12 protein-coding genes are annotated in these 18,359 nt (G+C 65.8%); all 12 read right to left on the bottom strand.

The genetic code is table 11. From position 1 onward, the window contains the following. Positions 1 to 284: 284 nt before the first annotated feature. The 12 genes from AC6RV7_RS19650 to AC6RV7_RS19595 all read right to left on the bottom strand — a co-directional run bounded on the left by AC6RV7_RS19650 (position 285) and on the right by AC6RV7_RS19595 (position 18,357). Positions 285 to 884, bottom strand: a complete 600-nt coding sequence (locus AC6RV7_RS19650) for a hypothetical protein (protein ID WP_500095903.1) — start codon at positions 882 to 884, stop codon at positions 285 to 287. A gap of 138 nt (positions 885 to 1,022) precedes the next feature. After that, positions 1,023 to 3,353: an alpha-xylosidase gene (gene yicI / locus AC6RV7_RS19645; protein WP_500095902.1), complete on the bottom strand. Its 2,331-nt coding sequence runs from the start codon at positions 3,351 to 3,353 to the stop codon at positions 1,023 to 1,025. Between the two features lie 48 nt (positions 3,354 to 3,401). After that, positions 3,402 to 4,553: a carbohydrate ABC transporter permease gene (locus AC6RV7_RS19640; protein WP_500095901.1), complete on the bottom strand. Its 1,152-nt coding sequence runs from the start codon at positions 4,551 to 4,553 to the stop codon at positions 3,402 to 3,404. A gap of 4 nt (positions 4,554 to 4,557) precedes the next feature. After that, on the bottom strand, positions 4,558 to 5,472 hold the full coding sequence (locus AC6RV7_RS19635) for a carbohydrate ABC transporter permease (protein ID WP_500095900.1): 915 nt from the start codon (positions 5,470 to 5,472) through the stop codon (positions 4,558 to 4,560). Then, the gene (locus AC6RV7_RS19630; RefSeq protein ID WP_500095899.1) at positions 5,469 to 6,953 is read right to left on the bottom strand and encodes an ABC transporter substrate-binding protein; all 1,485 of its coding nucleotides are present in this window, start codon (positions 6,951 to 6,953) and stop codon (positions 5,469 to 5,471) included. Before AC6RV7_RS19630 ends, AC6RV7_RS19635 begins: the two co-directional genes overlap by 4 nt. A 158-nt stretch (positions 6,954 to 7,111) precedes the next feature. After that, positions 7,112 to 10,162 carry a sensor histidine kinase gene (locus AC6RV7_RS19625; protein ID WP_500095898.1) on the bottom strand — a complete coding sequence of 1,017 codons (3,051 nt, stop codon included), beginning with the start codon at positions 10,160 to 10,162 and terminating at the stop codon, positions 7,112 to 7,114. Between the two features lie 190 nt (positions 10,163 to 10,352). Then, entirely contained in the window at positions 10,353 to 11,702 is a 1,350-nt protein-coding gene (locus AC6RV7_RS19620) for a GH1 family beta-glucosidase (protein WP_500095897.1), read from the bottom strand. 52 nt (positions 11,703 to 11,754) lie between these two features. Continuing rightward, positions 11,755 to 12,360, bottom strand: a complete 606-nt coding sequence (locus AC6RV7_RS19615) for a molybdenum cofactor guanylyltransferase (RefSeq protein WP_500095896.1) — start codon at positions 12,358 to 12,360, stop codon at positions 11,755 to 11,757. Continuing rightward, positions 12,330 to 12,833 carry an MOSC domain-containing protein gene (locus tag AC6RV7_RS19610; protein WP_500095895.1) on the bottom strand — a complete coding sequence of 168 codons (504 nt, stop codon included), beginning with the start codon at positions 12,831 to 12,833 and terminating at the stop codon, positions 12,330 to 12,332. Before AC6RV7_RS19610 ends, AC6RV7_RS19615 begins: the two co-directional genes overlap by 31 nt. After that, positions 12,820 to 15,009, bottom strand: a complete 2,190-nt coding sequence (locus tag AC6RV7_RS19605) for a molybdopterin oxidoreductase family protein (protein WP_500096001.1) — start codon at positions 15,007 to 15,009, stop codon at positions 12,820 to 12,822. Before AC6RV7_RS19605 ends, AC6RV7_RS19610 begins: the two co-directional genes overlap by 14 nt. A gap of 38 nt (positions 15,010 to 15,047) precedes the next feature. After that, on the bottom strand, positions 15,048 to 16,607 hold the full coding sequence (locus tag AC6RV7_RS19600; protein WP_500095894.1) for a DmsC/YnfH family molybdoenzyme membrane anchor subunit: 1,560 nt from the start codon (positions 16,605 to 16,607) through the stop codon (positions 15,048 to 15,050). A 4-nt stretch (positions 16,608 to 16,611) separates the two neighbouring features. Continuing rightward, complete coding sequence (locus AC6RV7_RS19595; protein WP_500095893.1) at positions 16,612 to 18,357, bottom strand: sulfite reductase subunit alpha; 1,746 nt, start codon at positions 18,355 to 18,357, stop codon at positions 16,612 to 16,614. Positions 18,358 to 18,359: the final 2 nt, after the last annotated feature.

The raw sequence follows: 18,359 nt of genomic DNA, 5'->3' as shown, positions 1-18,359 counted from the left end.
GGGCGGGCATTTTTATGCCGCAGGCTTCAGTTTCGAAAACCGGCTAGGTCCGGCCTCAGCGCGCCTCGTCGGAATCCCCGTCTCGACCGCGACCGCCGCCGGGAGAAAGACCGGGAGGGACAGAACATTCGCGGGACGATCGAGTTTTCACCTGTGCCGACATGAGAGGTAGGAAAACTGACGGCGCGGCTGCGCTTGGTTTAGCGTTAAACTTCTCAGCGCCGGGGCGCCGCGGTGCAATCTTTTTCCCGTCGCCTTACGCCTCGCTCCGTCTCGGCGGGGGGCTACAGCTGCGGCAGCCCCAGCGTCGAGCGCATCGCCGCCTTCATCCACGCCGGCACCAGCCATCCCTGATGGATCACCACTTTCCGGCCATCTGCCTTCGTAATCGTAAAACGAAAAATCCTCATCGTGTCCCCGAGTTGCCCGAGCCAGGCGACCGCGGCATTGTCGGCCTGCATATCCGGAGTGACCGCCATCCACCGGTTCTTTTCCAGCTTCGGCTCCTTGTCTTCCACGAGCAGAACCGGCGCTTCACCCGCGACATCCTCCACCACCACGCTCTTCGCGGGCACGCCGCTCTGGTCGGTGTAGGCAAACATGTACACCACCGTCTTTCCATCCTTCGCGCGGGTCGGCAAAAGCCCGGCGTTCAATATCTCGATGCTGCCTTGGACGGCCTTGCGCGGCATTCCCTTCTCCAGCGGAAATTCCAGCCGCTGCCCGTCGTAGGTCCTCGCCACATACGTATACTGGCCCGTCGCACAGCCCGAAAACGCGACGCCCGCGGCAAGTCCGAGCATCGCCGTCAGGATCGTTCCTCCCGCCAGCCGGGCCGTGAATCGTTTACGCTCGGGACAAACGGACTTCGTCGGGAATTTCATGAGGGGTCCGGATCATTCGGCCCGCCGCCCGCGCGCGTCAAGGTCAGCCACCATGACAACCACGCAAAGGCGTGACTGAAAAAAGGCGCGGTCCGCACACCACCTGCGGACAACGCGCCTTCAAAGGAGGTCGCGGATCTACTCCGCCAATTCGCACTCCAACCGAGCCGTCCCCGGCGCCGCCGGCACGCACACGCCGTGAACGTCTGCACGGGTCACGATTCCTGACGGCATCCGCGCCGACGTCACACCCGCCAGCTGAATCTGCCACCGCGTCGGCACCGGACCGGAAAGCTCCGCGACGACCTTCGCGCCGTGCCGTCGCGCGACCAGGCGCACGCCCGGGCCGCCGTCCGCCGCCGGAATTTCGCAGGTCGCTTCGCCACCGTCCGCCAGTCCGTAGATCCGGAAGATGACACCTTCCGCCAGTTCGTAGTCCGGCCGGTCCTCCTGTTCGCCCCATGGGATGACCGTGCCCGGACGAACGAAGAGCGGGAGTCCCAGGAATCCATACGTTTCGCGATGCCAGCATGCCCCCTGTCGCACCTCGCCGGTCAGCAGATGCGTCCACTCGCCCGCCGGCAGATAATAATCAACGTGTCCCGATTCCGTGAATACAGGCGCGACCAGCAGCGAGCCGCCGAACATGTATTGCCGGTCAACCGTGTCGCACGCCGGATCGCCCGGGAACTCGAGGACCATCGCGCGCATCACCGGCACGCCTTCGCGATGCGCCTCGACCGCGGCGCCCCAGAGATAGGGCATCAACCGGCATTTCAATTTCGTGAAAAAGCGCACGACGTCGCACGCCTCGTCGTCGTAAGCCCACGGCACGCGATAGCTCGAGCTGCCGTGCAACCGGCTGTGCGACGACAACAACCCGAACGCCGCCCAGCGCTTGTAAATATACGCCGGCGCCGTCCCCTCGAAACCGCCGATGTCGTGACTCCAGAATCCGAAGCCCGAGAGGCTCAACGACAGCCCGCCGCGCAGCGATTCCGCCATCGACTCCAGCGTCGACCAGCAGTCGCCGCCCCAATGCACCGGGAACTTCTGCCCCGACGCATACGCCGAACGCGCGAACAACACCGCCTCGCCGCGACCGCGCTTCGCCTCGATCGCGCGGAACACCGTTTCGTTGTAAATCACCGAGTAGAGATTGTGCATCTTCACCGGATCCGATCCGTCGTGATAAACCACGCCTTCCGTCGGGATCCGCTCGCCGAAGTCCGTCTTGATCGTGTCGACGCCCATGTCGAGCAGCCGCGTGATGTGACCGGCGAACCACTCGCGGGCCGCAGGATTCGTGAAATCCACGATCGCCATGCCTGGCTGCCACAAATCCGTCTGCCACACGGATCCGTCGGTGCGCTTGATGAAGTAGCCTTTCTCCGCCGCCTCCGCGAACAACCGCGAGCGCTGACTGATATACGAATTGATCCAGAGGCTGATGCGCAGCCCGCGCTCATGCAGCCGCTTCAACATACCGACCGGATCGGGGAACACCGCCGGATCCCATTCGAAATTGCACCAGTCGAATTCCCGCATCCAGAAGCAATCGAAGTGGAAAACGTGCAGCGGCAGGTCGCGCTGCTTCATCCCCTCGATGAAGCTCGTCACCGTCGCTTCGTCATAGTTCGTCGTGAACGACGTCGACAGCCACAGTCCAAACGACCATGCCGGCGGCAGCGCGGGCCGGCCGGTCAATGCCGTGAGCTTGCGCAGCACGTCTTTCGGCGTCGGCCCGGCGATGACGAAATATTCGAGACTCTCGCCCTCGATCGAAAACTGCACGCGTGTCGTTTTCTCCGAGCCGACTTCGAACGACACCGGACCGGCCTCGTTCACCAACACGCCATAGCCGCGGTTCGTCAGATAAAACGGCACATTCTTGTAAGCCTGCTCGCTCGCCGTGCCGCCGTCTTTGTTCGTGCATTCGACGACCTGGCCGTTCTTCACAAACGCGGTGAAGCGTTCACCCAACCCGTAAACGCACTCGCCCACGCCGAGTGCGAGTTGCTCGTGGACATGATTTCCCCCGTCTGCGTCCTGCACGTAGCCGATGCCTCGCCAGCCGCTGCGCGTCAGCACGCGACCTTCGTGCTCAAACGAGAGATCCCAGCCGGGCTTCGCCACCCGCGCAGTCAATCCGCCGCTGCGCAGCGTCGCCGCATCCGCGCCATCGTCGATCGTCACGTCGGCGTCGACGACCACCTCGAGGGGGATCTGCGGCCCCTTCGCCTTGCCGCCGACATAGTGCTCGATCCGCACCCGGATCACGTCCGGCAGCGGCGAGCTCAACGTGATCGTGAGCAGCGGGCCCTGCAACGTGTCGCCGCGATGCCGGATCGGACGCGTGGGCGAGTGCACCACGAGCCGTTTGGGCTCGACCGTGATCGAGTGCGCTTCGGTCGCATAGTGCGCCGTCACGCCGCGACGCAGCAACCATTGTCCATCGGTGAACTTCATGAAGAGATGTTGGGTGGATGAAAGTTTCAGGCGCCGTTCGTCGCGGTCTCAGCCCTTCGATCCCGTGGTCGCGATCCCCTGGATGAATGTCCGCTGCGCGAAGAAAAACAGCACCACGATCGGGAGAATCGTGACCGTGCTGGCCGCCATGAGGTAGTGCCACTGCACGCCGCCATTCTGCGATTGATAAGCCTGCAGCGCGAGCGAAAGCGTGAAGGTTTCCTTCCGCGTCAGATAAAGATACGGCGCGAGGAAATCGTTCCACGCATACAGGAAATGAAACAGCGCCGCCGCTGCGAGGACCGGCTTGCTCAGCGGCAGCACAACGCGCCAGAAGATCGTCCACTCGTTGCCGCCGTCGATCCGCGCCGCCTCGCTCAGCTCCTCCGGAATCCCGAGGAAAAACTGCCGCATCAAAAAGATGTTGAACGCGCTGCCGAAAAACGCCGGCACCCACAGCGGCAGCAGCGTGCCGATCCAGCCCAGCTCACGAAACACGCCGTAGAGCGGCACCATCAGCACCGGAAACGGCACCATCAGCGTCGCCAGCGTCACCGCGAAAAACGCATCCCGTCCGCGCCACCGCACGCGCGCAAAGCCGTAGGCGACGATCGCGTTCGAGATCACCGTGCCGATCACGCCGAGCACGCAAACGAGCAGCGTGTTGCGCAGGAAAACCCAGAAGCTCACGCCGCCCTCCCCCGTCGTCGGATCGGCCGCGCCGCCGAGCGCCGCGAGCGCATTCGGATAATTGTCCCAGCGAAACTTGATCTGCGTGCTCACCGCCTCGGACGGCACCACATCCCAGCGCGGCACGGTCGCGGCCGATTCCGCCTGCGCCAGCCGCTCAGTCACGCGTATCCATCCCGCACCGACGCGATGCGCGTTTCGCAACTCCTCCGCCCGCGCAAGGGCCTGCTCCGGTGTCAGCAATACGCGGCGACCCGCCTGGTCGCCGGCGATCGCATCCGCCACGACGGCCGCGCGCGGCAGCGTGTAGTCGATCAGCACCTCGATCCGCTCGCCGTCGATGGTCGCATAGTGTGCCCGCGGAAAAATCGTCGGCGGCATCGCCATCGCCTGTTCGATCGGCTTCAGCGACGAAACCACCAGCCAGGCAAACGGCACGACAAACACCGCTGACGCGGCGATTAGCAGCGCGTAAACCATCGAGCGGGTGAAATGACTGCCGCGTTTCATGCGTTCAGTTCAGCCGGTCCCGCGACACCCGCGTCGCCAGCCACGTCAGTCCCGCGATGATCAGAAAGAGCACATACGCCATCGCACTCGCGTAGCCCATCCGCAGATCGTAAAACGCCGTCGCGAAGAGGTGCATCGTATAAAACAGCGTCGAGCGCGCGGGGAATCCGTCCATCTCCGTACCCGTGCCGCCGCTCGCGGCCGACGACATCACGATCGCCTGCGTGAAGATCTGCAGCGCGCCGATCAGACTCATGACGACGTTGAAGTAAACCACGGGCGCGAGCTGCGGCAGCGTCACGTGCCAGAACCGGCGAAAGCCGCTCGCGCCGTCGATCTCCGCGGCTTCGTAAAGTTCGCGCGGGACATTCTGCAGGCCCGCGAGATAGATCACCATGGCGTTGCCCGTGCCCCACAGGCTCATGATGATCAGCGCGGATTTCGCCCACGCGGGATCGACCAGCCAGCCCGGCGGCGTCAACCCGAACGGCTCCAGCAGCGGCGCGAGCACCCAGTTGAGCAGGCCCACCTGGCCGTTGAAAATCCACATCCACAACATCGACGCCGCCACGAGCGGCACGATCGACGGCAGATAAAACAGCACGCGAAACAGCGGCCGGCCGCGCACATCCTGGTTGAGCAGCAGCGCGAGCGACAACGCGACGACCGCGCCCAGCGGCACCGACACGCCCGCGTAGATCAGCGTGTTCTTCAACGACAGCCAGAAGAGTTCGTCGCTGAACAACTCGGTGTAGTTCGAAAGTCCGCACCACACCGGCGATTTCAAAATCGAGTAGTCGCAAAAACTATAATACAGCGACGCCAGCACCGGATACGCCGTGAACAGGCCGAGCCCGACGATCCACAGGCTCGTGAAACCCAAACCGGTGAAAAACTGACGCCGTTCGCGCTTCGTCACGGAGCCAACGCTCCTTTCTTCGCCGGGATCTGGCCGTGCAATTCGAGGCTGCGCCGATGCCGCGCCCAGCTTTTTTCCAATCGCTGTTGCGCGCTGGCCAACGCCGCTTCCGGCGTCTCCAACAACAGCCGCACCCGCGTGAATGCGTTCAACACCTCGCGTTGATACTCCGTCCAGATGCCGATGTCCGGCGTCGCCTGCGCGTGCGGACTCGCCGAGAGCTCGCGAAACGCCGCGATATACGGATGCGGGTGATGCTGCGCGAAAAACGGGCTCCATTCCCGCAATGGCGAATTTTTCTCCTGCAGGTAGCAGAGCAGTTCGCTGCCTTCGAGTTCCTCGCGGCGCGTCGCGCGGGGATTGTTGCGGTTCACGTATTTGATGAACTCCCACGCCTCCTGCGGATGTTTCGCGCCGCGCGGGATCACCATCAGGTCCGCTTCCGCCATGCCGAAATCGTCGATGCCCGGCGCCGCCGAGGGCCACGCCGAGGCCGCGCCGTAATCGAGGCCGGGTTTATATTCGCGGATGTAGTTGTTATACCAAACGCCCTGAAACACCATCGCGACCTTGCCGGAAAAAAAACCGGATTGCGGCGAATTCATCTGCCCGGCGAAGCCCGACGCAAACCGCGCCAGCGCCTCCGCGCCGTAAGTCTGGCTGTAGCTCGCGACCCAGCGCATCGCCGCGAGATTCCGCGGATCGGTCGCAAGGGTGATCCGCTCGCCATCGAACAACTCGCCGCCAAACCAGCGGCAGAAGATCCACGGCCACCAGCCCGGCTCCTGCGGCAGAAACCCGATCTGCGTGATCTCGCCGGTCTGCGGATCGCGCTTCGTCAGCTTGCGCGCATACTCGTCGAGTTCCGCGACGGTCCGCGGTGGCCGCTCGGGATCGAGGCCGGCCTCGCGGAACAGCGTCTTGTTCCAGTGCAGCGTGATCATCGCCGGCGTGCTGATGCCCGCGTAGATGCGGCCGTTGTGCTGCACGATCCGCTGGTAAACGGGATAATACCGCTCCAGCCACTGCTCGGGCGTGAGCCCGTCGCGACGAATAAACTCCTCCAGCGGCATCAGCGCCTCCGCGTCCGCAAACGACGCGAGGTTGTGCCCGTAAAGCCCCGCGATGTCCGGCGGATCGCCGCCCGCCGTCGCGACCAGCGTCTTCCGATCAATCGGCGAAACCGTCATCACTTCGACCACGATGCGATCTTGCGAACGGTTGAACGCTTCCGCCACCGCCTTGATCGAGCGCGCCTCGGGCCCGACCCACTTTTCCCAATACGAAACCCGGACCTTCGCCCGCCCTTCGTCTGCGCCGTCCGCCCACACGCCCGGCACTCCGATACCCAGCAGGATCGCCGTCAGCACCACGCTGCGCACGCGGCCCGTGCGGCGAGACCAGCGGCTCCGCCTCTCGCCCGTCTCGGCCGCCCGTCGTCCCACTTTCCCTGCATCCCACGCCGCAGCTCCGCCTTTCACAGGCTGGCGAACAAGGGGTCCGGATGGGCGGGGGCGGGCCATGAAGCACGCCGACGGAACCACGAAATCAGAACCGAATCAATCCACGATTTAACATTAAATTCCCACGGCGCAAGCGCGGGCCCAAGCGAACGATTTTCTGTTGGCGCCGCGCCAGCTTAAGCGCCGGCCTCGCCGAGCGCGGGCACGTTTTGCCGCGGAGCTTCGCCTCCCGCCGCCGGATCCAGCGCGGGCAGCCACACGTGAAAGGTCGAACCGCGGCCGAGCGTCGACTCGACTTCGATCTGCCCCCCATGGCGTTTCACGATCGAATACACCGTCGCCAGCCCCAAGCCGTTGCCCTGCTGTTTTGTCGTGAAATAGGGTTCGAAAATTCGCGCGAGCGTCTCCGGCGGAATCCCCGCGCCGGTGTCGCTCACGCTCAGTTTCACATACTTCCCTGGCGCGAGTCCCGCCCTCACTTCGGTCACTGTCTCGTTCCTGAGCGTGACCTGGACCTTTCCTTCCTCCGCCATCTCCTGGGTCGCGTTGAGCAAGATGTTCTGCACCACCTGACCGATCTGTCCCTTGTCGACCTCGACGCTCCATAACCCCGGCGCGATATCGAACTCCACCCGCACGGCGGCGCCGTGCAGCGCGAACTGCGTCGATTCGCGCACGATCTCCTCCAGTTGCACAGCATCCCGGACCGGCGAACCGCCCCGCGCAAACGTGAGCAACTGCTGCGTAAGATCGCGCGCCCGATGCGCCGCCCGCTCGCTTTGCGCCAGACAGCCGGCGCTTTCCGGACTCAACCCGTCGTCGAGCCGCGCGAGCGTCAGATTTCCCAGAATCACCGTCAGCAGATTGTTGAAGTCGTGCGCGATCCCGCCGGCAAACACGCCCAGCGATTCGAGTTTCGACGTGCGCATGAGCTCCGCCTCCAGCCGCGCCGCTTTCTCCCACTGCGCCCGGATTTCCGCGGTCTGCCGTGCCACGCGGCGACGCAGCAGCACCACCCACGCGAGCCCCGCGATCCCCACCGCCACCAGCACTTCCATCGCGATCAAAGCCCGCCCTTCCGTCCACCACGCGGCCCCTTGCAACACCTCGACGTCGCGCGGCGTGCGCAGCTGGATCCGCAGCGCGCGCGGCCCCGCGCTTTCGTCCAAGTCGAGCTGATACAAGCCGGTCAACCGCAAGCGACTCCCGGGCCGCCAGTCGGTCCACGGACCGGCCCGGCTTTCATCCAGCAAGGCATCGAAGATCACGCTCCCCGACTGGCCGATGAGCTCGACGCGTGCGCGCCGCCGGGTGGATTCCAAAACCGTCGCCTCCACCTGCACCAGCAAGCCGTCCAGATCCGGATCCAAGCCGCGCAGCTCCCCGAGAATGCGGGGGTCCGGCTGCGCGCCGCCGCTGAGCCGGCGATAAACCGCCTCGCGCAACACGAATTGACGTCCCTGCCGGCCGGGGAAGCCCACGGCCTCGACCTTGTCGCCCGGCGTCAATTCCGTGCTGTCGCTGCTCAACACCATCAGGCCGTCCGCATCGTGCTGCAGGTGCAGGGACTGCCCAGGCTCCTGATGCACGAGCACGCCTTGAATCCGCACGCGCCGGTTGAGCGCCTCCGCCGTCGCAAACTGCCGCAGGCTCGCGATGGGGTGCAACGGCACGGCAAACGGATCCGCCGGCCGCGGTTCCTCGACGCGGATGTCGTCGATCGACTGCACCCAAAGCTGCACGGCGTTGAGCTGACGCCGGTCGTTGGCCCGCACCGCACAGACGCCGCGCACGCGCACGACCGAGCCTGCCAGATCGCTCACGCGCGCGTCCCGCGGCAACTGCACCACCAGCGCGCCGGTGGGCGTCGTGATTTCGAGCCGGCTCCATTTTCCATCGCTGAACACCGTGCGCACATAACCGCTCACGGCCACGCTCTGGCTGTCTTCCACGCCCGACATGAGGTGCTGCAGCGTCGTCTCCGGTGGCTCCGGCAGAGGCAGCGTTCCCGTGCTCGAAAGATTCTCCAGGAGCACCACCGGCGCGAATTCTCCTACCGCGCTACGGCCGTTCAGGTCGACGCGGGCACCGGCCACCGGGATCTCCCCCTGCCAGTCCGTGCGTTCGATCCGCAGCCCGGCGCTCACATCGCGCACGTAAAAGAAACGCGCATTCGGATCGGACCAGGTGACCACGCCGCGCAGCCGCACGGGATAACCGCGGCCCGCTTCCTCGACCGGCAGCTCGCGCACCTGCTCCGCCAGTCGCAGAATCGGCAGCCCGCGCACTTCCGGCGCCGGGACCATCTGATCCACGCGCCGATAGAGTGCCTGGTTCAGCACCATGCGAAGCCCGTCCGCCTGTGGCTGACCGATGGCCTCAATCGCCGTGCCAGGTTCGAGCGTCTTCGCCAGCGCGGTGTGCAAGGTCACCTGACCGGTCGCGTCGCGCAGCACCACTTCCTGGCCGAGCTTCTGCGAATGAACGCTGCCCGCCACACGCACCCACTTCTCCGACGAAATCGGGCCCAGCTGGTCGACCGGCGTCACGGGTTGATCGAAACGCGGATCGTTTTCGAGCCAGCCGAGAATCTTGAGCTGCGTCGGCGACGGGCACCAAAGTTCCACCTGTTTCGGAGCGCCCTCGACCTCACGAAGAATGTAGACACCCGACACGCGCACGAACGCACCTTCCAGCTGAGGGATCGGCGCGTTGGCCTCAACGAGCACGCGGACCGTGGTGCGCACGCCTTCCACATCCAGATCCAGGAGAAAATGGTTCGAGTCTTCATCGACCTGCCGGCTGACGCACCCTTCCGCCGTCACCAGCCGGCCATTGAGCGTTGCCGCGTCGAGCAGCCGCCCCCGAGCGTCCAACGGCACGACCTCGTCGTGCTCCGCGAGGACCGCGATTTTGAGTTCGCTGAACACAAAGCCTTTGGCGGGAACCACGACCCCCTCGACGCGAATGCGCTGGCCCGCTCGAATGCCAGCGGTAAAGCCCTGCGTCGGCAAATAGCTCGGAATCGACGAGTCCTGGGCCCAGAATAAATTCGGCCAGAACGGATCGTAATAAGTGATCTGCAGGTCGAGTTTGATGCGGCACGGCTCGTTGGGCGCCACCGTCGCCGCGGTCCAGTATTCCGTTATCGTCGTGACGACCGGTGTGGACACGCCCGACGCCCCCTCCTCCGCGCCGCGAACGACTGACAGGAGGACAACAAACACCAGCGAAAGCGCAGCGCCGGCTCCGCGACAGGAACGTGGAAGCGAGAAGATCAATTTGGCCAAGATCTGGCTTTTTCTTAACGGCACCGAAGCCGCCAAGGTTAGCCCAAAATCAGCCTGGCTCCGTAGCTGCCCGGCTGCGACCAAGATCTGACAGAGAGAGTTGGGACGGCGGAAAGGCCGGCCTCCGCTAAACGATGCGGTTCTCCTGCATCACCTTCGCGTAATACCGCGCGGAGAGCTTCGGCGTGCGCACCTGCGTCTTGAAATCGACATGCACGATCCCGAAGCGCCGCTGGTAGCCGTCCTCCCATTCGAAGTTGTCCATGAACGACCACAGGAAATAGCCCGCGATCGGCACGCCGTCGCCGATCGCCCGCAGCAGCTCGCGCAGGTAATTGCGCAGATACTCGCGCCGATGCAGATCGATTACTTCGCCATCGACCACCGGCTCGTCGTTGTAGCCGCAGCCGTTCTCCGTGATGTAGATCGCCTTCACGCCGTAGCACTCCTGCACAAAGCGCGTCGCCCAATAAATCGCCTGCGGCGCGAGGTGCAGCCACGGGCTGTCCGCGCGCGGATAACTGGCGGGCAACGCCAGTCCTTGCGGACGCCCCTCCGCGCCGGCACGCACGAAAAAACCCGTGTAGATGTTGAGCCCGAGAAAATCCGTCGGCCGGCTGATCAGCGCGAAATCGCCCGGCTCCACCCGCGGCGCATCTTCGCCGCAGCGCGCCAGATACTCCGGCGCATAGCCGCCGCCGTAGATCGCGCCGAGCAGGTGCACGTTCTGGTCCACGAACCACGCGCGCGCCGCCGCGATATCTTCCGGCGTCTCCATGACGGGGATACTCACGTCGCAATTATCCGTCAGCCCCACGCGCGCGCCCGGCCCCCCGTGCTCGCGCACCGCGCGAACGCCGTGACCGTGACACAACAGCGCATGATGATAAGTCTGATTCAGCTGCGCCGCCGATACCGCCCGGCCCGGAGCCTTGTTGCCCGCGGTCGGCGAGTAGGCCATCACCGTGAAACAGCGGATTTCGTTCAACGTGATCCAGTTTTTCACCTTCCCGCCGAACTCCTTCACGATCGTGTCCGCATAGCGCGCAAACGCCTCCACCGTCACGCGCTCGCACCAGCCGCCGCGATCCTCCAGCGCCTGCGGCAGATCCCAGTGAAACATCGTCACCCACGGCGTGATCCCGTGCTCCGCCATCGCATCGAACAACCGGTGATAAAACGCCAGACCCGCGCGATTCACCGCACCGTCGCCCTGCGGGAAGATCCGCGGCCACGCGATCGAGAGCCGGTAATTCCGGACGCCCAGCTGCCGCATCAACGCGAAGTCCTCGCGAAACAAACGATAATGATCGCACGCCACGTCGAGCGTGTCGCCGCCGTGGACCTTGCCAGGCCGCCGCGCGAATCGATCCCACACCGACTCGCCTTTCCCGTCGGCGAAGGCCGCGCCTTCGATCTGCGGCGCCGCTGTCGCCACACCCCAAGTAAAGCCCGCCGGAAAACTCGCTGCTTGCATGTAAAGCGCGCAGTGACGCAGAGCCGCCGAAACGCGTCCAGACCCAAACGGCCTACCTGCGATCTTCCGGCGAGTTCCAGTTCGCCAGTTGCAAAATCCTGTCCGGCTCGACCGTGAGTACCCGCAGGCGCCGCGCCCGCACCAGCTCCGCCACAAAATCCTGCAGCGATCCGCGTCCCGCTTCGAGCCGCCGGCGCGCGATCCTCTCCGCCTCGACCGGATAGATCGTCACCAGCGGCTCGTAACCGCGACGCGTCCGCGTCACCGCCCCGATGCCCGTCGCGCATCGCGCCCCCAACCATCGAAACCACTCCGGCTCCAGCCGCGGCATGTCCACCGCCAACACCGCCACATGCGACGCGCCGGCAAACGCCGCGAGCGCAACGTGAACTCCCGCCAGCGGACCCACGCCCGAAAAAAGATCCGTCAGCGTCCGCGTGCCCGCCTGCAACCGCGCCTGTTCCGGCCGGCGCACCACCGCGATCGCGTTCACGCCCGCGGCGCGCAACGTTCGCACCTGCCGCCGCCACAAGACTTCGCGACCGATGCGCACGTGCGCCTTGTCCGTGCCCATTCGGCGCGACTCTCCGCCCGCGAGCACCGCGCCCGCGAGCGTTCCACCCGCAATCACCTCTGGTTGGTGCTCTCGTGTTTCCATGCGCCGCTCACCCCTGCCTCACGCCGCAGCCAGCCGTCGCTCAGAATCCGACAGCGCAACCCGCCGCGGCCTTTCAACCACGACTCCGCGCCCCGACCGAGCGCCGTGTCCATCCAGTAACACGGCCGGCACTCCTCCACGCCCGCCAGCCGCACGCCCTGCACTTCGAACTCCGCCCCGATCAGCGCGCCCAGGTCCGCGCCGCGCACGAGCAGGTTCCGCCGCAACGCCGCAGGACTCGCGTTCGGAAGATCAAGCTCGCGACACATCGCTTCGAAAATCTCCGCGGCAAACAGCGTCACCTGGCCCTTGTAATTTTCCTTGTATCCAAAAAATCGATCTCCGCGCAGCCCCCGTCCGGCGACGCATGCGACGGCGCTCACCTCCACGATCGGATGCACCGCCGCGCCCTGACCGTGCCGGCCGAAATAGCTGTGCCCCGCGGCGAGGTAGATGTGCTCAATCGTCATCATGACAGCGCTCGAGCCGCACCGCGGCGGCCTTGTAGGCCGGTTGACGCGAATGCGGGTCCACCGCAGGAAACGTCAGCCGGTTCACCTGCGCGAAATGCATCGGTAAAAACACCTCGCCGCGTCGCACCGTGGGTGTGACGAAGGCGACCGCGACGCAGCTCCCGCGCCGCGAGCTCACGCGCACGGCCTCACCGGCGCCCACGCCGATCCGCGCCGCATCCGCCGGGTGCACTTCCACATACAGCCGCGTCGGCGCCAGCTTGCGCAATACCGCGCTCTTGTCCGTGCGCGAACCCGTGTGCCACTGCGCCGACGAGCCCCGGCCCGTCAGCAACAGAAACGGATACTCCCGATCCGGCGGCTCCGGCAGCGGCCGCGGTTCGTCGAAACAAAACCGCGCGCGCCCGTTCGCCGTGAAAAATTTCCCGTCCGCAAACAGCCGCCGATCCCGCCACGCGACGGTGTCGCCTTTCGCCCACGCCTCCGCTTCTGCCGCCGCAAACGGCCACTGCAACCCGCCCGCGCGCTCGATCGCCGCGTAATCCGGAATCCCGCTGAAGTCGCACGGCTGCCCGCGCGACAGCTCTTTCAAAATCTGAAACACCGCCTCTGGCGACCGCCACGCGCGAAACATGTCCCCGCACCCCCACGCCTCCGCGACCAGCTTGAAAATCGCGAAATCGCTCAACGCCTCGCCCGGCGCGCGTGCCACTTTCCGCACCACGCCCAGCCGCCGCTCGCTGTTGATCATCATGCCGTCCTTCTCGCCCCACCCCGCCGCCGGTAGAACGAGATCCGCCTGCCGCGCCGTTTCCGTCGTCACATACAGGTCCTGCACGACCAGAAACTCGAGCTTCGCGCGCAGCTCCGCGAAACGCCCCTGATTCACCCACGAATGCGCCGTGTTCGTCGCAATCACCCATAATCCACGAATCTCCCTGCGGTCGATCGCGTCGAGGATTTGATCGTAGGCCAATCCCGGCGCCTCCGGGATCGCCGCCGCATCGATCTCCAAAATGCGCGCCACGTGCGCGCGATGCTCCCCACGGCCAAAATCGTATCCGCCCAATAACGACGTCGCATTTCCAAACAGCCGCGAACCCATCGCATTGCACTGCCCGGTGATCGAGTTCGCCCCCGTGCCGGGCCGGCCGAGGTTTCCCGTCATCAGCGCCAGATTGATGATCGCCTGCGCCGTGCGGGTCGCCTCGTGACTCTGGTTCACTCCCATCGTCCACCAGAACGACACCCGCTCCCGCTCCGCCACGATCGCCACGAGGCGCTCGAACGTCTCCCGCGCCACGCCCGTCTCCGCCACGGTGCGCTCCGGCGTGAACGCCGTGACGAACGCGGCAAACGCCTCGAAGTTTTCTGTGTGCGCCGCCACGAATTTCGTCTTCACCGCGCCACGCGCGATCAACGCGTTCGCCAGTCCATACAGCAGCACGAGATCGCTTTTCGGCCGCAGCGCCACATGCAGCGTCGCCGCCATCGCCGTCTCCGTCCGCCGCGGATCGACGACGACGATCTCCGGATTACGCCGGTTCATCATCACCCGCTGCCACATGATCGGATGCGCGATGCAGGGATTCGCCCCGATGAAGATCAGCGCGTCGCCCTCCTCGAAATCGCGATAACTGAACGGCGGCGCATCGAACCCGAACGACTGTTTGTAGGCGACATGCGACGTCGCCATGCACTGCCGCGTATTCGAATCTACATGACGCATCCCCATGCCGAACTTCGCCAGCGCGCCGAGCAGCGCCATTTCCTCGGTCACGATCTGACCCGTGCTGAGAAACGACACCGCCGCCGCGCCGTGCCGGGCCTGGATCCCGCGAAACCCGTTCACAAACGCTTCCAGCGCCACCGGCCACGACACCGGTTCCAGCTTGCCGGTCGCGCGATTGCGCAACAACGGAGTCGTCGCTCGGTCCGGCGCCGACAGCGGCGTCAACGCCTCCCAGCCTTTCGGACAGGCCATTCCGAGATTCACCGGGTACGCCGGATCCGCCGAGAGGTTGATGGCCCGCCCTTCCGCATCGAGGTGAAGCTTCAAACCGCAGCCCGTGCTGCAAAACCCGCAGACGCTCGTCGTGGTCCCGACCGGTTTCAGCCGCGCCGGCACGCGCCCGAGTCCGAAATCGCCGGGCCGCTGCACCAGCTCCGACGTCATCGGTCCCGTCGCCGCGCGCAGCCATTCCTCCAACGCGCTCACGTCACCACCCCCGGCATCTTCGGCGCATCGACCGCGCGGAAAAACAGATAACGTTCCACGAGCTCCCCCGCCGCCAGCAGCGCCATCGCGAGCCATGGCAGCCAACCCGGCGCACCGTCCATGCGCGCCGCCATCGGCAAAAGCATTCCACCGCTCACGCCCGAGATTCCGCGCAACGCGAACACACGCCACAGCGGTCCTTTCAACAATCGCGCCGATGCCACGAGTCCGGCTGCCGGCGCGTCCTCGTCGACTCCGTCCAACGTCCGCAACACGCGGGCATCGCAGGCCAGCTTCGCCACCACACCCGCCGCCATCACGGTCGCCGCCGCCACAGACATTTCCGCCAACCACACCACGCCCGCGCCGAACACGACAGCCGTGCCGAGAATCTTGGTGAGCCCGAAGCCCGCCGCCCAAAACGCACGCCGCGTATCGGCATAAATCATCGCCGAGCACACGAGCCCCGCCGCTCCGACCGCGGCGGCTGGGCCCGCCAGCGCCGGCCACCACCACGTCGCGATCGCCAGCGGCAACCACGCGCCGAACACCATCGCTTCGCGACTCAACCAGCTCCGCCGCCACCCTAAAAACACCCGCCACGCCCGCCCCGGCTGCCCCAAATGCCCCACACTCACCGCCACCCCCATCACTCCCGCGACGGCTCCTGAAAGTGTCATATAATGTTTGACACTTTCCTCTCCCGCTCCGCGGAAGGAAACCGCCGCCGCGGCGGCGAAGCAGCCGACGGCGAAGGGCACGAGCGTGAGGGTTCCGACGAGCGGCCAGTGCGCGGGTTGCACGCGCAACGCGCTCGCGTCGGCGGCGCGGACGTTTTCCGGCAACGGGCGGCGCGAAACATAGCGCGTCGTCGGTCGCGTATACTCCGGCGCGGGCGCGGCCGGTAGAAAATCGCCGGCGGCGTCCCCCGCCGCGCGCGGAATCGCGATCGGCACGGTGACGATCCGGATCGCGTGCGTGGGACACGCCTGCACGCACGCCGGCGCCTCCCCGGCGGCCAGGCGCCCGTGGCACAGGTCGCACTTCCGCACGATGCCGAGACGGGCGTTGTATTTGGGAACGTCATACGGGCATTTGAGCACGCAATATTGGCAGCCGATGCACTGATCGTCCAAGTGCCGCACGATGCCGGTCACCGGGTCCTTTTCGTAAGCGAGCACCGGACAACCGTTCAAACAGCCGGGATCGGCGCAATGATGGCACGCGGTCGTCACGGTTTGCTGAAACGGCGCCCGGTCCGCCCCGCCCACCAGCAGCCCGACGTCGCGCCACGTTTCCGTGTCGTCGAGTCCGTTGAGCGCGTGGCAGGCCGACACGCACGCCTTGCAACCCGTGCACGCGTCGAGGTCCACCTCGAACGCGAACTGCTCGCCGGGTTTCGGCGCCGTCAGCGGAATCAAGTCGCGATAAACCGGCTCCAACGCCGGCGCCGCCGAAGCGTGCGCCGCGGAGAAACGCGCCACCGGTGTGGCCAGCTGCTGCTGTTCCGCGAGCAGTTCGCGCAGCAGCGGGAAATTGTCGCGCGAGGCCACCATGGGCTCAATACACGTCGCGCGCGTAACGTTTCGCGGTCCGCAGGCGCGCGACATAGTCGGCCGCTTGCTCCGCGGTTTTTCCGCCGCCGAGTTCGATCGCGCGATGCAATGCCGCGTCGACGTCCTTCGCCATCCGGCTCGCATCGCCGCACACGTAAAAGTGCGCGCCCGCCTCGAGCCACGCGTAGAGCTCGGATGCGTTTTCCAGCATCCGCTGTTGCACGTAGATCTTCTCCATCTGGTCGCGCGAAAACGCCGTGTCCAAGCGCGACAACACGCCCTCGCGCCTCAGCTCGCCGAGCTCCTCGCGATACAGGAAATCCGTCGTCGCGCGTTGATCGCCGAAGAACAACCAGTTTCTCCCTCGCGCACCGCTCGCGCGCCGCTCGTGCAGAAATCCGCGGAACGGCGCGATCCCCGTCCCGGGCCCGACCATGATCATCGGCGTGTCGCCGCTCGGCGGCGGACGAAAGGCCTTGTTGGCGTGAACGAACACGCCGACGCGAGTCGCTCCCGGTTGCGCCCGGTCGGCGAGAAACGTCGAGCACACGCCCTTGCGGCGCCGTCCGTCCTTTTCGTAGCGCACCGCGCCGACGGTGAGGTGCACCTGGCCGGCATGCGCGCGCGGCGAGGACGAGATCGAATACAACCGAGGCTGCAGTTTCTTCAACGCGCGCACGAACTCCGCCGGATCCGGCTTCGTCGCCGCGGTGGCAATCACGTCGATCACGTGATGCATCACGAGCGGAGTGGCTGTTGCGATCGCCGCCCCCGCAGCCGTCGGCACCGTCAGCAACGCCAGCAGTTCGGGTGTCGGTTTTCCCAAATCGTAAAACTCCGCCAGCGCCCGCCGCAGCGGCAGGCTGCTGCCGTCCGGCGCCGGCACCGCCTCTTCGCCGTCGCAGCCCAGCACCGTCAACACGTCATGCACCAGCTCCGGACAGTTCTGCGCGTAGACGCCGAGCGCGTCGCCCGCTTCGTAAACCAGGCCGGAGCCGGCGAGGTCGAACTCCACGTGATGCACCTGTTTCGCCGAGCCGGGAGCGTTCAGGTTGCGCGACGTCAACAGCAACGCGGGAAACGGATTCGCGCGCGAGTGTCCGGCCGGCACGGCCTTCGCCGCCGTCTCGCTCGCAACGTCCACCTGCGGCGCCGCGCCTGGCCCAATCTCCGCGGCGCCCGCAGCGAACGCACTCAGCGCCGCGTTCAGCCAACCCGCGAACTTCTCTTCGTAGTCCAGATCGCAATCGACCCGCGGCGCCGCCCGCGACGCGCCGCAACGTTCGAGCCGTGTATCGAAATCCTGGGCACATTGGCAGAACCGCGTGTAGTTCGTGTCGCCGAGGCCGCAAACCGCGAAGCGCACGCCCGCGAGCGTCCGCGGGGCGGCTGCCGCGAGCGCGGCGTGGAGCGCGCGTGCGTTGTCGGGCGGTTCGCCATCGCCATAGGTGCTCGTGATCACGAGCAGGTTTTTCTCGCCGGCGAGTTTCGCGAGATCGGTCTGCGCCATGTCGAGCACCGTCGCGGCGAAGTTGCGTTTGCCGGCCTCTTTCGCCGCGCGCTTGGCGAGACTTTCAGCCGTGCCGGTCTGCGAACCGAAGAGGATCGTGAGCGGCGTTAGCGACGGCGGCGTCGTGGCGGCCGCGGGATGCTGCTGACGCGAGAAGATACCGGCGAGAAAGCCGTTGAGCCACGCGCGCTGCTCGGTGGAAAACGGCGCGCTGTCGGGAATGAAAGGAATCGCAGTCATGA

It is taken from the genome of Opitutus sp. sgz309028, assembly GCF_059821195.1.
The sequence above is the reverse complement of the archived record's forward strand: the minus strand, read 5'-3'. Positions and strand labels throughout refer to the sequence as shown.